The organism is Paenimyroides ummariense (assembly GCF_900115115.1).
Classification (GTDB): domain Bacteria; phylum Bacteroidota; class Bacteroidia; order Flavobacteriales; family Flavobacteriaceae; genus Flavobacterium; species Flavobacterium ummariense.
In genome coordinates, this window is sequence record NZ_FOVI01000021.1 from 38145 (window position 1) to 54492 (window position 16348).

Consider the following 16348-nt stretch of genomic DNA (forward strand, 5'->3'; position numbering starts at 1 on the left):
ATTTTTGCTGTGCAATTTGGTAAAAATTATGAATAAAACTAAAAATACACTTAACCTTTTTATCCAACGATTCCTTTTATTGGTAATTATTTATCAATTAATCCGAGTAGGATTTTATCTTTACAACCAATCTTTTTTTCCTGAAATAAACAGTAAAGTCTTTATTGGCGGGCTTTTATTTGACTTGTCAGCCTTGGGTTATATCAATCTGCTTTTTGCTATTCTTCATTTAATTCCCGGAAAATTTCAGCAAAATAAAACGTACCAAAAGTTCCTTTTCACAAGTTTCTTTTTAGTGAACGGAATTTTTATGTGTATGAATTTTATCGATTATGAATATTTTAGGTTTGTAGGCAGACGAAGTTCTTTTAGTATGATTACAGCCGAAGGAATGACTAACGAAATTGGCGGATTAATTGTTTCTTATTTTGTAGATTACTGGCAAATTCCGCTTTTTATGGCAACAACTTTAATCCTTTTTTGGTTTTTGCTTAAAAGAATAAAATTTCAAAACATAAAAAGTTCTTCCACTTTAAAATCTTCTGTTACACTTTTCTTGATTTTAGGTTTATTGTTTGCCGCCGGACGAGGAGTTGGTCGCAAACCCCTTAGAATTGTAGATGCTTCTAAATACGGTCCAATAGGAACTTCGGCTTTAGTTCTCAACACACCGTTTACGGTTATGAAGACACTTAGCAAAAAAGAAAACCTTAAAGAAAAACACTATTTTGATGATAAAGAAGCCGCAGCCATTTTTAATCCTATTCAAACCTTTAATTACGAAACGGCAAACAAAAAAAATGTTGTTTTGCTGATATTAGAAAGTTTTGGAAGAGAAAATATCCAACGCGGACAAACGCCTTTTCTGGACTCGCTAATTACAAAGAGTTATTTTTTTGAAAACGGATTTGCCAACGGAAAATTATCAATTGATGCAGTTCCTTCAACTATTTCAAGTGTTCCAAGTTTAATGAACAAAAGTTTTATTTCATCGAGTTATGCAGTAAATAATATTTACGGATTACCTAAAATATTAAAAGATAACGGCTACAACACGTCATTTTTTCACGGTGCTTTTAATGGCAGTCAAAACTTTGACCAATACGCTGCTGTTGCCGGTTTTGATAAGTATTATGGTAAAAACGAATACAAAGGTCCGGAGTCTTTCGATGGAAAATGGGGCGTTTTCGATGAAGATTTTTTACAATTCTTTGCCAAAGAATTAACCTCTTTTAAACAACCGTTTTTTACCACGTTATTTACCATTTCATCGCACGCACCTTTTACAATTCCTAAAAAATACAAAGGAAAATTTCCAAAGGGAACAACCGAAATCCACGAATCTATTGCTTATTCAGATTTTGCCTTGAAAAAATTCTTTGAATCTGCTAAAAAAATGCCTTGGTATAACAATACCATTTTTGTAATTACTTCAGATCACACTTCGTCAACCGGCGAAGAACCAAAATACAAAAACAATGTAGGCAAATTCCGGATCCCGATTTTATTTTATGTACCGGGTAACGAAACAATGGTTGGAATTAACGAAAAGAATTTTCAGCAAATTGATATTTTGCCAAGCTTAATGGATTATTTACAATTGAATACCAAAATTATAAGCTACGGAAAATCATATCAATCAACTCAAGATTTCGTTGTAAATTATTTAGACAATGTTTATAATTTAGAAATGGGTGATTTTTATTTAGCTTTCGATGGAACTAAAACATTAGGGCTTTATAACTGGAAAAAAGATCCGTTGCTAAAAACAAATCTGACCGATAAAGAACCTAAAACGAAAGAAAAAATGGAACGTTTTATAAAAGCGTATATTCAATCTTTTAATCACAGAGTTTCAAAAAATGAATTAACGATTCAGTAACCCGATTATTTTTTTTAGTTTTGTAACAACAACAGATAAAATATGAAGATTTTAATAATTCAACATAAGATGATTGGCGACGTGCTTATTACTTCTTTGTTGTGCGAAAATCTCAAAAAAGCTTTTCCTAATGTGGTTGTTCATTACTTAATAAACAGTAACACATTGCCTGTTCTTGAAAACAATCCGTATATTGACCAATTGATTGTTTTTAACGAAAACGAAACTAAAGGTTTATTAAAACTGATTCGTTTTAGCAAAAAAATCAATAAAAACACGTACGATGTTGTTATTGATGCTTACTCTAAAATGCAAAGCTGGATAAATGTTTTTATAAACAATGCACCTAAAAAAATTTCGTATAAAAAGCCTTTCAGAACGTTTTTATATACCAATAATGTAATTAAACACAGCCAACCAAAATCGCACTTGGGTTTGGCAATTGAACATCGTTTAGCATTGTTAAAACCTTTAGGGATTGAAAAACCTTTAGTAACAGAACCCAAATTATATTTAACCGAAAAAGAAGTTGAAAAAGCTCGAAAAAGCTTAAAAGAACATTTAGTAAATACTGACAGAAAAACCGTAATGATTAGCTTACTGGGGTCAGATCCTACCAAAACCTATCCGTTGGAAAAAATGGCACAAATGGTCGATTTTTTAGGATTGAATTACAATGTTAATATTTTGTTTAATTATTTTCCATCGCAAAAAAATCAAGCAAAAGAAGTTTATAATCAATTATCAGCCAAAACACAATCTAACATTTATTTTGATTTATTGGGCGGCGATTTACGTTCGTTTATAGCTTTGGCAAATGAATGTGATTTGATTATTGGTAACGATGGTGGAGCAATTAATATGACAAAGGCTTTAGCAAAAAAATCGTTTATTGTTTTTTCGCCTTGGATTGATAAAAACGTTTGGGCAACATTTGAAGACGGAATTAATCATACAAGTGTTCATTTAAAAGATTATTTTCCCGAAAAACTAGCAAATTTATCTAACAAAAAAATTAAAAAACAGGTAGCTGCTTATTACGCCCTTTTTGAGTTTGATTTATTTAAAGAAAAGTTAAGAAAATTTCTTGATTTACATTTAAAATAATAGATTTGTTACAATAAAGCATTCATTAAAAACAACATCCCTTGAGTACAAAGATTTCTGCATTAATCATCACTTTAAACGAAGCAAAAAATATCAAACAATTGATACATAATCTTGATTTTGCCGATGAAATTGTTGTAGTTGATTCTTTTAGTACCGATGACACTTTGGCTATTTTAAAAGAATTTTCTAATATAAAAGTGTATCAACATACATTTCAAGATTTTTCTTCTCAAAGAAATATTGCCTTAAAATACGCTGCACACAACTGGATTTTGTTTATTGATGCCGATGAAAGAATTTCTGAAAACCTTAGAAACGAAATCTTAAAAACCGTTTCTTTAAATGAAACCAAACAAGGATATTATTTTAAACGTAAGTTTTATTTTTTAGATCGGCCTATGGGGTTTTCGGGTTTAAGAACCGATAAAAATTTACGTCTTTTTAAAAAAGAAGGTGCACAATACCGCGGTTTGGTTCACGAAAAATTAAACATTGCCAATACCGGAACATTACAAAATTACTTAACGCATTATTCTTACAGCAGTTATGGGCATTTTAAAGATAAAGTTGTTTATTATAACAAACTTAAAGCCTTAGAAAAAATAAAAAAAGGCGTAAAACCCTCTGTTTTTATGTCTATTTTTCATCCTGTTTATACTTTTTTAAACCGTTATTTTTTTCGTTTAGGAATTTTAGACGGCAAAAAAGGATACATTATCTCTAAAATTTACGCACAGGCAATTAACGAACGTTATAAAGAAATGTTTAGATTGATGAAAGAACAAGCTAAGTAGATAAAAGAAAATAGACAAAAGATAAAAGACTTAATATTTGTTGTTTATTTTTTTTTACCACAGATATAATTTTATAGATTAAAGTTTATAATAATTAAATTTTCTCAGATTTTGAATGCTTTACTTGTAATAAAGCATAAAAATTTGTGCAGCTGTGAAAATTATATAATACACTACGCTTTTTTAGTTACTTACTGTAGTTTAAAAAATTACTTTTTCCAAAATTTAATACGCTTTTTAAGCTTTTGTTTTCGGTGGAATTTCATTTGAAATTCACTTGTTAAGTTCCATAGCAAATTAAAAATTTCTTGTTCACTTTTTTGGGTGTACAATTTCGCATATTCGTTTGCCATAACAGCAATCATTTCTTTCTTAGGCGTTAATCGGCGTAAATTATACATGCGCTGTTCAAACGACATTCCGTCATGAAACTGCATTCTGTTTAAATCGACCAAATAAAACGAATACGAATTGTCTGCATTTATTTTTATCAGTGTATTTCCTGGCGAATGATCTTTAAACTCCACTCCTGCTTCATGCAATTTGTAACAAAAAACGGTAAAAGCACGTAAAATAGCCTCATGATTTTCCAAATCAGGATTTTGAACTAAATCTCTGTAAGTATATTCTGTAACAATATGCTCGCAAACGTAAAAGCTTTTTCCTAGACCAATTCCTTTATTAAATTCAGCAAATGCAATGGGTTGCGGAGTTCCAATACCACTTTTCAATAATCGTAATGCATAATTATATGAACGTTTAGCTTTAGAATCGCGAATAAATCTATATACAAACGAATTAAGTAAATTAGGCTTTTTAAAAGCTTTAATATTCAGCAATTGATCGTTTAAACGAAAAATTTTAATAGTATTTCGGCTTCCTTTGACTAACAATTCTCCATCAACATCAAAATTTAAAATAAAATTTTTAATATCAGACTGGTTGTTTTTTAAAGTTTGGTTAATTATAAACTTCATTCTAATTTTAATATTATGTTTACAAAAATAACGATTATAGCAATGTATTTGGTTTATTATTTAACAAATCTTATCAAGTGCCAACATATACCCTTTCGTTTATATAATAAATACCTATATTTGTATAAAAATGTTATTGCTTAATGAAAAATGACACAAAGAAAGTAGTTATTTTAATTCCTATATATAGAACGTTTTTTAATGATTTCGAAATAAAATCATTAAAAAGTGTCAATCAACATCTTAAAAGTTTTCCTATTATCTTTATTGCTCCTAAATCTTTAGATATTAATTTTCTTAAAGAATATGAAATTCAATTTGAATATGAAATTTATAGATTTGAAGATCAATTTTTTAAATCAATTGAGGGCTATAATCAATTATTACTTTCATCGCATTTTTATGAAGCTTTTTTAGATTATGAATATATGCTTATCTGCCAAACCGATGCGTATGTTTTTAAAAACGAATTGTCTTTTTGGATTTCAAAAGGATTTGATTACATTGGTGCTCCCTGGCTAGACAGTAAAAAAATATTATTTAATCATGAATCAAGATCGGTTTTTAATAAAATAAAGAAAAAAATTGGGTTAAAACAAAGATTATACAATCATATAAATCAAGTTGGTAACGGAGGTTTCTCTTTAAGAAAAACTTTTAAATTTCATGAAATTTCAATTAGTGAATCTAAAAATATAAACTATTTTTTAGAACATAAAGAAAAAGAAAATTATCATATAGAAGATGTTTTTTGGTCATTGTATGTTCCACAAAAACATTCGTTTTTAAAACCTGATTATAAAACAGCTTTACGTTTTTGTGTAGACAGAAAACCTGAAATTGCTTTTGGTTATTTAAATAGCGAATTACCTTTTGCTTGCCATGGATTTAATAAAAAGGGCGTTGTAAAATTTTGGTCTAAATACATATCATGAAAATTTTAAATGTAACATCAATTGTAGAATGGCGCGGAGGTGACGCTCAAATGTTCACCATATATAATCTTTTAAAAAAGTATGATGAATTAGATCAGTATATTTTGTGTCCTGAAAATTCTGTTTTGTATAAAAAAGCCTTAAATGACAAAGCACAGGTAATTGCGTACACAAAAAAAAACAAAGTTTTTTCGTTAATAAAACCAATTATAAAATGTGTAAAAAAATTCAATATTGATATTTTACACATTCATGATTCAAGTGCGCTATCTGCTGCAATCATAGCCAAAATGCTCGTAAAAAAAGATTTAAAAATTATTTACAGCCGCAAGAGAAACAATACTATTAAAAATAATTTTTTCAAAAAACTGAAATATGACAATAAATATATTTTCAAAATAGTTTCCGTTTCCAAAGCTGTTGAAAAAATTTTTGTAGATATAAATATTCCTAAAGAGAAACTGTTGACAATTTATGATGCAATTAATGTTTCGGAATTTGCCAATAAAAGCAAAACAGGTTTAATTCATAAAGAATTAAATTTTCCCGAAGAACTTAAAATTATAGGAAATATATCTTCTTTAGCAAAGCAAAAAGATTTGGTTACTTTTATTAATACCGCTGAAAAAGTAATCGAAAAAAATTCAAACGTGCGGTTCGTTATTCTTGGAACCGGACCTGAAGAACAAATTTTAAAAGAATTAGTACAAACAAAACAATTACAAAACATTATCTATTTTTTAGGTTTTAAAACAAATGTTGCCGATTATTTAAAAGAATTTGATATTTTATTAATGACGTCGATTACCGAAGGATTGCCTTTAACTATTTACGAAGCTTTTGCATCAAAAATTCCAATTGTTTCAACAAAAGCAGGTGGAATTCCAGAAGTTGTAAAAGATGGAATTAATGGTTACTTAACAGAGATTGGAGATGCAGATCTTTTAGCAGAAAAATGTTTATTGTTGCTAGAACAACCTGATACCGCAAATAAATTCAAAAAATATTCATTCGATTTAGTTACATCGCAGTTTGATTTAAAAAATTTAGAAGAAAATTATTATAACTTTTATACTAATTTGTAATTTATGAAAATAACAATTGTAGCATTTGATCTTTGGGGTTTTAATAAAAAAATCGCAGAAAAATTATCAGAACAAAACCACACTGTTACTTTTTTAGATATAAATTCAGAAGCATTTAAGTATTATTATAAAAGCAAATGGCATCGTGTAGGTAATTTTCTGAATAAAGTTTTTTGTGGTAAAAATGTAAAAAAAGATTACCGCAACAGAACCTTAATTAAAATGATAAATGAATTGCCTAATCAAGATTATACTTTAATTGTAAACGCAATTTTATTTAGAAAAGATATTTTAGCTTTATTACGATCTAAAACAAATAAATTTATTGCATATAATTACGATTCATTGACAAGAATGCCGTTGCCTGAAAATCATGATACGCTGTTTGACAATATTTTTTCATTCGATGTTAACGATGTTGCTGATAATAACAATTTATCATTGCTTACAAACTATATTTATTTAGATAAGCATATAAATCCTAAACCCAAAAACAAGGCTTTTATGATCTTATCTAAATCACACGAGCGTGAAGTGGTGTTAAGTAAAATAGCAGATATTTTTGATAGCAAAAATTTAAACTACGAATTTATTGTTGCAAATCCTGCAACTAAAAAAGTGAATAAAAAAATTCATTTAATAGAGCACCATATAAAATTAGATATTGTTGAAGGAAAAATGAAAGATGCCGAAATATTAATTGATTTGGTTAGACAAAATCAAACGGGGTTAAGTTTCAGATTTTTTGAAGCAATGGCTTTACACAAGAAAGTTATAACTAATAACCAAACAATAAAACAATACGATTTTTACAACGAAATTAACATTTTAGTCATTGATAATGAAAACATTATAATTCCTGATACTTTTTTAAATTCTAAATATCAACCATTACCCGAAGAGCTTTACAAAAAATATACTGTAGAAAATTGGATATCTACCGCTTTTAATTTTTAAATATTTACCCATGAAGCAAAACTTATTGTTTTTTGCACCCAACCATTTTGATATAGATATAGCCATTTTAAATCAGTTAGAAAAAATGGATCAATATAATGTGATTAAAATTGATCCTAAAAGTTATCAATACAAAAACACGTTTGAGCAAATTTTTAATTTTTTTGGAAAAATATTCGTAAATAAAACATTAAAAAAAGATTGGAAAGCAAAACAACAATTACAACATATTAATCAACAAAAAAAATATGATGTTTGTTTAATTTTCAGACCTGATTTACTGCATCCTAAAGTTTTAAAGTTTATTCAAGAAAACATTAAATCGCGTAAAGTAGTATATTGGGATAGCTTTGATAAAATTCCGAAATTAAAAGAAACAGTGTCCTATTTTAATGAATATTACAGTTTTGAAGAAGAAGATTGCATTAAATATAATTTTACAAAAATTTCTAACTTTTACATACACAAAAGTTCTAATACAACACCAACTTACGATGCTTTCTTTTTTGCATCAAAAGATGCACGTTTAAATAATGTAATAAAGTTGATTACCTATTTAAGACAGAAAAATTGGAATGCCAAAGCTTTAATTGTTGCAAAAAAAACTAAATCGAAATCTAAACCAATAAAAGTTGAAGGAGTTACAATAACGGAAAACAGTACACCTTTTTCCCAGATTTACCAATATGCCGATAATACTAAAGTGGTTATAGATATTTCACACCCAAACCAAAAAGGTTTATCAATGCGGCCGTATGAATGTTTAGGTTTAGAACGAAAACTGATAACCAATAATTCTGAAATCATGAAATATGATTTCTATAATCCAGACAATATATTTATTATAAACGATTTTGATAATTTAAACATTCCAAACTCTTTTTTAAACAATCCTTACCAAAAGTTACCTAAAGCCGTTGCCGAGAAATATCATATTAGTAATTGGTTAAACTTTATTTTAAAATAACTATTAAAAATGCCAAAAAAAATTTTATTTGTTTTACACGAAGATTCACAAACCGGAGCTCCAAATGCTTTATTATCGTTTTTAAACTATTTGCACACGCATTACAAAAATGAATTTGTAATAGATATTTATGTATTAAGTTATTTTGGCGGAATTGAAAAAGAGTTAAAAGAAATTAGTCGCAATTTTTATATTAACAAGAAAAAAAAGACTTTTTTTGGCAAAATAGCTAAACTGTTAAACACTAACATTCACAGTATTTTAAAAAAAAACAAGTACGATTTAGTTTACGGAAACACTATTGTTACTTTAAATTTATTAAGCAGTTTAAAACAACATAATAACAAAATTAAAACGTTATTATATGTACATGAAAGTAAGTTTTTAACCAATATTTATTTAGATAAACAAAAAGCAGCCAATCAATTTAAAAATATAAACCACGTTTTTGCAGTATCGCAGGCTACCGTTACTAATTTGGTTGAAAATTATAAGGTTCTGCCAGAGAAATGTTCAATTATTTACCCAACAATTCCAGAAGAATCGTTCATTAAAGATTTAAATTTCGAAAAAAAATTTAATACAAACGAATTAACTCTGGTAACAATAGGTCATCCAAATCTTACTAAAGGAACCGATTTAATTCCGCAAATTGCCCACCTTTTAAAAGAAAAAAATCAAAATCTACAATTTAAAATTTATATTGTGGGCATTCTTAATAATAATGAATATTTAAAAGCAATTCAGTTAGATATTGATAAACTTCAACTAACAAATTTTATCGAATTAGTTCCACATACACCAACACCATTAAATTATTTAGATGTTGCACATATTTATTTAATACCTTCAAGAGAAGATGCGTTTTCTTTAATGGCTATGCACGCTGCTAGGTTTAAAAAACCAACAATAATGTTTAGAAATGCAGTTGGTGCATCAGAAGTATTAAATGATGACTGTATTTTTTATGCCAATTATTTAGATATTCATGATTTTGTTAACCAAATAGAAACAATAATTAATAACCCAACCTTAGCTAAACAAAAAACAAGTAACGCTCTGGAGGCTTACAATGAGTATTTAAAAGCTGCAAAAAGTAATCAATTACATTATCAAGCACTAAAAAGTATATTAAATAATTAGCTTGGTACACATTATATTTTTGCAATTTTCGTTATATTTATTAAAATTAATCAAAAATGAAATTCCTATATAACATCATACTTATTGTTTGTTTGGTAAGCCTTGCTTCGTGTCGTGACGATTTTAATTTTGAACCTGCAACTGGTTCCGAACTAACATTTTCTAAAGATACCGTTTATTTGGATACTATTTTTTCGAATATCGGATCAAGTACTTACAATTTAAAGGTTTACAACAACAGCAACAAAGACATTAAAATTCCGTCGATTAGATTGGGTAAGGGCGATAATTCAAATTTCCGATTAATGGTTGATGGAATGCCCGGAAAAAGTTTCGAAAACATTGAACTATTGGCAAAAGACAGTATGTTTATCTTTGTTGAAACAACGGTTGATATCAAACAGCAAACCAACGGAAAAGAGTTTTTATATACCGATGAAATTTTGTTTCAAGCAGGAAATAATCAACAAAAAATAGATTTAGTAACCTTAGTTAAAGATGCTGTTTTTCTATATCCGCAAAAATTTCAAAATGGTTCTTACGAAAGCATTACAATAAATGACGATCAAATTTACGGTTTCTTTCTTGATGAAAATGATGCTACAAACGGCAACGAATTAGAATGGAATAACGATAAACCCTATGTTATCTACGGATATGCAGCTGTTCCACCTAATAAAACATTGAATATTTCTACAGGTACAGAAATTCATTTTCACAGAAATTCTGCTTTGGTTTCATTCCCAACATCAACTATAAATGCAGAAGGATCAATCGAAACTCCTATTTTATTTCAAGGCGATCGTTTAGAACCAAATTTTGAAGATACTCCGGGGCAATGGTCTGGAATTTTAATCGGTCAGAATAGTAATGTCAATATTAAAAATACCATCATAAAAAATGCGGTTAACGGTTTGTTGATCAACGCGAATAACGGAACAGCTTCGTTAGAGAATCTTCAAATATACAATTGTGAAGAAGCCGCACTTTTATTAGCTACAGCAAATGTTACGGGCAGTAATATTGTAACAAATAATTGCGGTGTGGCAGGCTTGGTTATTGCAAATGGCGGAACGTATGATTTTACGCATTGTACGTTTGCAAATTATTGGAGTCGACAAAATCAAACGGCTGTTATAATGAATAATGGCGACGGAACGAATGCTTTTGCGTTAAATGCGCACTTTAAAAATAGCATTATTTATGGCAATGCAAGCGAATCGTTATTGATGATTCCGGCAAATAAAGAAAGTAATTTTACCTTTAAATTTGAATATTCGTTAGTGAAATTTCAAAACTCGGCAAATAGGTTCGACACTACCAGTTTTCCGTATAATTTTAGCAATACAGCCAATTTTAATAATTGTTTACTTGCAAAGAATTTCAACGAACATCAACCTTATTTTCTAAATACATCTAAAAACGAACTGATGATTACCGATAAAGCGACATCATTAATCAATTACGGAAATCCGTTTTTTGCACAGCAGGCAGCACAAGATTTATTAGGAAAAAGCAGGTTAACATCGGCAGATTTAGGGGCTTATCAACACGTAAGTTCTTCGGTAGATTAAATTGCTAATCTAAATTTTTAGTAGTAATTTTGTTCTTTATTTTCAAATAACACAACAACAAACTTTTTAACGATGATTCAATTTTTTGAAAATGCGTCTGGTACGGTTTACGCTGTACAAACTTTCATTCCGTTAAACACAGAAGATGTAGCTAAATTAAATTGGCTTTTTGGCAATGCTACACAAATAGAAACTCCTTCAATAACTCAAAATTTCGTTGGTCCGCGTGCCGCAATGATTACTCCTTGGAGTACAAATGCTGTAGAAATTACGCAGAATATGGGCATTAACGGAATCATTCGTATTGAAGAATTCCAGAAAGCACAAGAAGATTTCAACGATTTCGATCCGATGATTTCTCAAAAATACGATTCTTTAACGCAAGACATGTTTACGGTAAATATCGACCCGCAACCTGTTTTAGAAATTGAAGATATTGCTGCTTACAACCAACAAGAAGGTTTGGCATTAAGCAATGAAGAAGTTGATTATTTAAACAAAGTTGCTTCAAAAATAGGAAGAAAGTTAACCGATTCTGAAGTATTCGGATTTTCACAGGTAAATTCAGAACATTGTCGTCATAAAATTTTTAATGGCACTTTTGTAATTGATGGTGAAGAACAACCAACTTCGTTATTCAAATTAATTAAAAGTACATCTGAAACCAATCCAAACGGAATTGTTTCGGCATATAAAGATAATGTGGCTTTTGTAAAAGGTCCACGCGTAACTCAATTTGCTCCGAATTCTGCCGATAAACCTGATTTCTATACAGAAAAAGACTTTGATTCGGTAATTTCATTAAAAGCAGAAACGCACAACTTCCCTACTACGGTTGAACCATTTAATGGTGCAGCAACAGGTTCAGGTGGAGAAATTCGCGATCGTTTGGCAGGTGGACAAGGTTCGTTGCCATTGGCAGGAACCGCGATTTACATGACGTCTTATTCACGTTTGGTTGATGATCGTGAGTGGGAAAATGGCATGAAAGAGCGTAATTGGTTGTACCAAACTCCGATGGATATTTTAATTAAAGCATCAAACGGAGCTTCAGATTTTGGAAACAAATTCGGACAGCCGTTAATTACAGGTTCTGTTTTAACTTTTGAACATGAAGAAAATAACCGCAAGATTGGTTATGATAAAGTAATTATGCAAGCGGGTGGTATCGGTTACGGTAAAGAAAGTCAGGCTAAAAAACACGAGCCTAAAGAAGGCGATCAAATAGTAATTTTAGGTGGTGAAAACTACCGTATTGGTATGGGTGGTGCAGCTGTTTCTTCTGCAGATACAGGTGCTTTTGGATCTGGTATCGAATTAAATGCCATTCAACGTTCAAACCCTGAAATGCAAAAACGTGCTGCGAATGCGGTTCGTGGTATGGTTGAAGCCGATATTAACCCAATCGTGTCTATTCACGATCACGGTGCGGGCGGACACTTAAACTGTTTGTCTGAATTGGTAGAAAATACCGGCGGATTAATCGATTTAGATAAATTACCAGTGGGCGATCCCACGTTATCAGCAAAAGAAATTATTGGTAATGAATCTCAAGAACGTATGGGATTGGTTATTGGTAAAAATGATATTGATACCTTAAAACGTGTTGCAGACCGTGAGCGTTCGCCAATGTACAATGTGGGTGAAGTTACTAACAACCACCGTTTTACTTTTGAATCGGCTACAAATGGAGCAAAACCAATGGATTTTGCTTTAGAAGATATGTTTGGTTCTTCTCCAAAAACAATTATGAATGACGAAACCGTTGTTTATAATTATGCAGATTTAGAATATGAAAAAGAAGAAGTTTACAACTACTTAAACCAAGTTTTACAGTTAGAATCTGTTGCTTGTAAAGACTGGTTAACCAATAAGGTTGACCGTTGCGTTGGTGGTCGTGTAGCTAAACAGCAATGTGTTGGTACGTTACAGTTGCCTTTGAACAATGTTGGTGTTATGGCACTTGATTTTAAAGGAAAAGAAGGTATCGCAACAACCGTTGGGCACTCGCCTATCACTGCTTTAGTTGATCCGGTTGCAGGAAGTAGAAATGCGATTGGTGAAGCGTTATCGAACATTATTTTTGCTCCAATAAAAGACGGTTTAAGCGGAATTTCGTTATCTGCAAACTGGATGTGGGCTTGTAATAACAAAGGTGAAGATGCACGTTTGTATCAAGCTGTTAAAGGTTGTGCTGACTTTGCCATTGAATTAGGAATTAATATCCCAACAGGAAAAGATTCTCTTTCAATGAAACAAAAATATCCAGAAGGTGATGTTATTGCTCCGGGAACGGTAATTATTTCGGCAGCAGGAAACTGTTCAGATATTAAAAAAGTGGTTGAACCGGTTTTATCAAAAGGCGCAGGATCAATTTATTACATCAATTTATCTAAAGATAAACTTAAATTGGGTGGATCAGCTTTTGCACAGATTTTAAACAAAATCGGTAACGATGTTCCAACCATAACAGATGCTGCTTATTTCAAAAAAGCATTCAATACTATTCAAGATTTAATTAACGATAATCAAATTGCTGCTGGTCACGATGTTGGTTCGGGTGGATTAATCACTACGTTGTTAGAAATGTGTTTTGCAGGCTATAATTTAGATGCGGACATTGATTTAACAGGTTTGAACGAACCAGATATCATTAAAGCTTTGTTTAACGAGAACATTGCGGTTGTTTTACAGGCACAGAACGATGTAGCTTTTGAAAACAAAATGTCGTTAAACGGTATCGAGTTTGTAAAAATCGGCGTTCCTTCTGAAGGGCACGATTTAAAAGTATTCTTTGGTAAAGAATTGTATGTATTCAACATCAACGAATTACGCGATACTTGGTTCATCACTTCGTATTATTTAGATAAAAAACAATCTAAAAACGGAATGGCGCGTGAGCGTTTAATGAACTACAAAAATCAACCTTTACGTTTTAATTTCCCTTTCCATTTTAATGGTGCGAAACCTGTGATCGATTCGACGGTTGCTAAACCAAAAGCAGCAATTATTCGTGAAAAAGGATCAAATTCTGAAAGAGAAATGGCTAATGCTATGTTTTTAGCCGGTTTTGATGTAAAAGATGTTCATATGACCGATTTAATTTCTGGTCGCGAAACATTAGAAGACATTCAGTTTATTGGTGCTGTTGGTGGATTCTCGAATTCAGATGTTTTAGGTTCGGCAAAAGGTTGGGCTGGTGCATTTATGTACAACGAAAAGGCAAATACCGCATTAAAGAATTTCTTTGCTCGCCCTGATACCATGTCGGTTGGTATTTGTAACGGTTGCCAGTTGTTTATGGAGTTGGAATTGATCAATCCAGATCATGAAGTGCATGGAAAAATGCATCATAATACTTCGCAAAAACACGAATCTAACTTCGTTTCGGTAAAAGTTCAAGACAATAATTCCATTATGTTGTCAACTTTGGCAGGAACAACCTTAGGAGTTTGGATATCGCATGGTGAAGGTAAATTTAACTTGCCAAACAGTGAAGATCAATACAATATTGTTGCTAAATATGCGTACGATGCGTATCCGGCAAATCCAAACGGATCTGATTATAACACGGCAATGATGTGCGATAAAACAGGAAGACACTTGGTTACCATGCCACATATAGAACGTTCTGTTTTCCCTTGGAACTGGGCAAATTATCCGGCTGGAAGAAAAGATGAAGTTTCTCCGTGGGTTGAAGCTTTTGTGAATGCACGCAAATGGTGCGAAACAAACAAAAAATAATATAAAAGCACCTAATTTTAGGTGCTTTTGTTCATTTAAAGATTATTTATGAAAAACATACTTGTAAAATCTCTTTTTATTGTTGGATTGATTTTGACAATTTCTTGTAAAAAGGAAGCGAATCAAACGGATACATCTACAAATGATACCATTATTCAATTTAAAGAAATTCCTTTTGATATTGATGGTCAGCAAAACGAATTGTCTTTTATAAACAATAAGCAGGTTACCTTATTTGCTTCAACAGATACCGTAAAAAGTCAGATTAAAACGATTGAAAATTCGCCCTCTCAAAGAATTTTCCTAGTAAATGAATCAGATGAGTTTTACGAAGTAAATTACTTTTCGTACGGAAACAATCCGTTAAGTTACAATGGTTTTGTAAAGAAAAAGCACTTTAAAATGAAAGATGAATTTTCACTGCAATCTGTTGATTTAAACGAAATTCGATACAGTAATTTAAACGGTGATTATGACGATCAATCAAAATCGTTTGAAAAATACGGCACTGTAAAATTGATTAACAAACAGAGTTATCTACAAAACAGACGAAAGGGAAATACTACTTTTATTTTTTCGAAAAATAACATCGAAACAAATAGTCAAAAAGGTGTTTATTCATTCAGAACAAATTCCGGCGAACAAGTTGAAATTCCGATTAAAAACATAGACGAAGAAACCGGACAGGAAAGTATTGCAACATCTTTAGGTTTCTCTCCTATTCTACAATCGTATGTTTTCAGAGTTAATGAAGATAATGAAACTTTATATTCTTTCTACAGCAAACGAAATGCACAGGAAGAAGTTCAATATAAAAGCACATTGCCGGTTTACCATAAAGAATCGCAACAATTTGCCGAATTAATAAATGACAATGATGCGGGCTGTTTGCTTATAATTTCAGGTTTAGATAATAATTTCCGTTTTAAAGAAAAATTGCTGGCAAACTTTACAAACTTTAAAATAGTTCCAAATACTTTATATTGGATTAATGAAAAAAGTGTGATTGTTGAAGCTGTTCATACAAACCAAACTAACAATCCATCAAAATCTGAATATTTGCTGATAGAATTTAGTTTATAAAAAAAGAAGGTGTCTAAAAAGGTCACCTTCTTTTGTTTATAACGATTTTTTTATAATATCTATTTTTATTAAGCAGCGAGAAGTTCAAGACTTCTCA

At 30.6% G+C, this 16348-nt stretch carries 12 protein-coding genes; 11 read left to right on the forward strand and 1 reads right to left on the reverse strand.

Going from position 1 to position 16348, the window contains the following annotated elements:
- Positions 1-28 precede the first annotated feature (28 nt).
- Genes BM253_RS13250 through BM253_RS13260 form a run of 3 tightly spaced genes read left to right on the forward strand, consistent with a single transcriptional unit; the run spans position 29 to position 3786 of the window.
- Entirely contained in the window at positions 29-1882 is a 1854-nt protein-coding gene (locus BM253_RS13250; protein WP_091525256.1) for an LTA synthase family protein, read from the forward strand.
- Between the two features lie 42 nt (positions 1883-1924).
- A complete protein-coding gene (locus tag BM253_RS13255) occupies positions 1925-2989 on the forward strand; it encodes a glycosyltransferase family 9 protein (protein WP_091525258.1) in 1065 nt (354 codons plus the stop codon).
- 41 nt (positions 2990-3030) lie between these two features.
- Positions 3031-3786 (forward strand): glycosyltransferase family 2 protein, encoded by a 756-nt coding sequence (locus BM253_RS13260; RefSeq protein ID WP_091525260.1) that lies wholly within the window; start codon positions 3031-3033, stop codon positions 3784-3786.
- A gap of 209 nt (positions 3787-3995) precedes the next feature.
- On the opposite strand, the gene BM253_RS13265 is transcribed toward BM253_RS13260, so the two are convergent.
- Positions 3996-4763, reverse strand: coding sequence for a lipopolysaccharide kinase InaA family protein (locus BM253_RS13265; protein ID WP_091525262.1), 768 nt, complete (start codon positions 4761-4763; stop codon positions 3996-3998).
- 143 nt (positions 4764-4906) lie between these two features.
- On the opposite strand from BM253_RS13265, the gene BM253_RS13270 reads away from it, so the two are divergent.
- From BM253_RS13270 to BM253_RS13305, 8 genes are all read left to right on the forward strand, one after another.
- On the forward strand, positions 4907-5698 hold the full coding sequence (locus tag BM253_RS13270) for a DUF5672 family protein (protein WP_091525264.1): 792 nt from the start codon (positions 4907-4909) through the stop codon (positions 5696-5698).
- The gene (locus BM253_RS13275) at positions 5695-6783 is read left to right on the forward strand and encodes a glycosyltransferase (RefSeq protein ID WP_091525266.1); all 1089 of its coding nucleotides are present in this window, start codon (positions 5695-5697) and stop codon (positions 6781-6783) included. The genes BM253_RS13270 and BM253_RS13275 overlap by 4 nt, the downstream gene beginning before the upstream one ends.
- A gap of 3 nt (positions 6784-6786) precedes the next feature.
- Positions 6787-7740 (forward strand): WaaS/CpsH family glycosyltransferase, encoded by a 954-nt coding sequence (locus BM253_RS13280; protein WP_091525268.1) that lies wholly within the window; start codon positions 6787-6789, stop codon positions 7738-7740.
- 10 nt (positions 7741-7750) lie between these two features.
- A complete protein-coding gene (locus tag BM253_RS13285) occupies positions 7751-8707 on the forward strand; it encodes a WaaS/CpsH family glycosyltransferase (RefSeq protein WP_091525270.1) in 957 nt (318 codons plus the stop codon).
- A 9-nt stretch (positions 8708-8716) separates the two neighbouring features.
- Positions 8717-9850: a glycosyltransferase family 4 protein gene (locus BM253_RS13290; protein WP_091525272.1), complete on the forward strand. Its 1134-nt coding sequence runs from the start codon at positions 8717-8719 to the stop codon at positions 9848-9850.
- 56 nt (positions 9851-9906) lie between these two features.
- Positions 9907-11424 carry a hypothetical protein gene (locus BM253_RS13295; RefSeq protein ID WP_091525274.1) on the forward strand — a complete coding sequence of 506 codons (1518 nt, stop codon included), beginning with the start codon at positions 9907-9909 and terminating at the stop codon, positions 11422-11424.
- A 72-nt stretch (positions 11425-11496) separates the two neighbouring features.
- Positions 11497-15168, forward strand: a complete 3672-nt coding sequence (purL, locus tag BM253_RS13300; RefSeq protein ID WP_091525276.1) for a phosphoribosylformylglycinamidine synthase — start codon at positions 11497-11499, stop codon at positions 15166-15168.
- A gap of 48 nt (positions 15169-15216) precedes the next feature.
- Positions 15217-16251 (forward strand): hypothetical protein, encoded by a 1035-nt coding sequence (locus tag BM253_RS13305; RefSeq protein WP_091525278.1) that lies wholly within the window; start codon positions 15217-15219, stop codon positions 16249-16251.
- The last annotated feature ends 97 nt before the right edge of the window (positions 16252-16348 follow it).

Bases quoted from the DNA above. Each gene is read 5' to 3' on its own strand.
- BM253_RS13295 (WP_091525274.1), top strand. From the start codon at position 9,907: ATGAAATTCCTATATAACATCATACTTATTGTTTGTTTGGTAAGCCTT.
- BM253_RS13285 (WP_091525270.1), top strand. From the start codon at position 7,751: ATGAAGCAAAACTTATTGTTTTTTGCACCCAACCATTTTGATATAGAT.
- BM253_RS13270 (WP_091525264.1), top strand. From the start codon at position 4,907: ATGAAAAATGACACAAAGAAAGTAGTTATTTTAATTCCTATATATAGA.
- BM253_RS13305 (WP_091525278.1), top strand. From the start codon at position 15,217: ATGAAAAACATACTTGTAAAATCTCTTTTTATTGTTGGATTGATTTTG.
- BM253_RS13290 (WP_091525272.1), top strand. From the start codon at position 8,717: ATGCCAAAAAAAATTTTATTTGTTTTACACGAAGATTCACAAACCGGA.
- BM253_RS13265 (WP_091525262.1), bottom strand. From the start codon at position 4,763: ATGAAGTTTATAATTAACCAAACTTTAAAAAACAACCAGTCTGATATT.
- BM253_RS13250 (WP_091525256.1), top strand. From the start codon at position 29: ATGAATAAAACTAAAAATACACTTAACCTTTTTATCCAACGATTCCTT.
- BM253_RS13280 (WP_091525268.1), top strand. From the start codon at position 6,787: ATGAAAATAACAATTGTAGCATTTGATCTTTGGGGTTTTAATAAAAAA.
- BM253_RS13255 (WP_091525258.1), top strand. From the start codon at position 1,925: ATGAAGATTTTAATAATTCAACATAAGATGATTGGCGACGTGCTTATT.
- BM253_RS13275 (WP_091525266.1), top strand. From the start codon at position 5,695: ATGAAAATTTTAAATGTAACATCAATTGTAGAATGGCGCGGAGGTGAC.
- purL (WP_091525276.1), top strand. From the start codon at position 11,497: ATGATTCAATTTTTTGAAAATGCGTCTGGTACGGTTTACGCTGTACAA.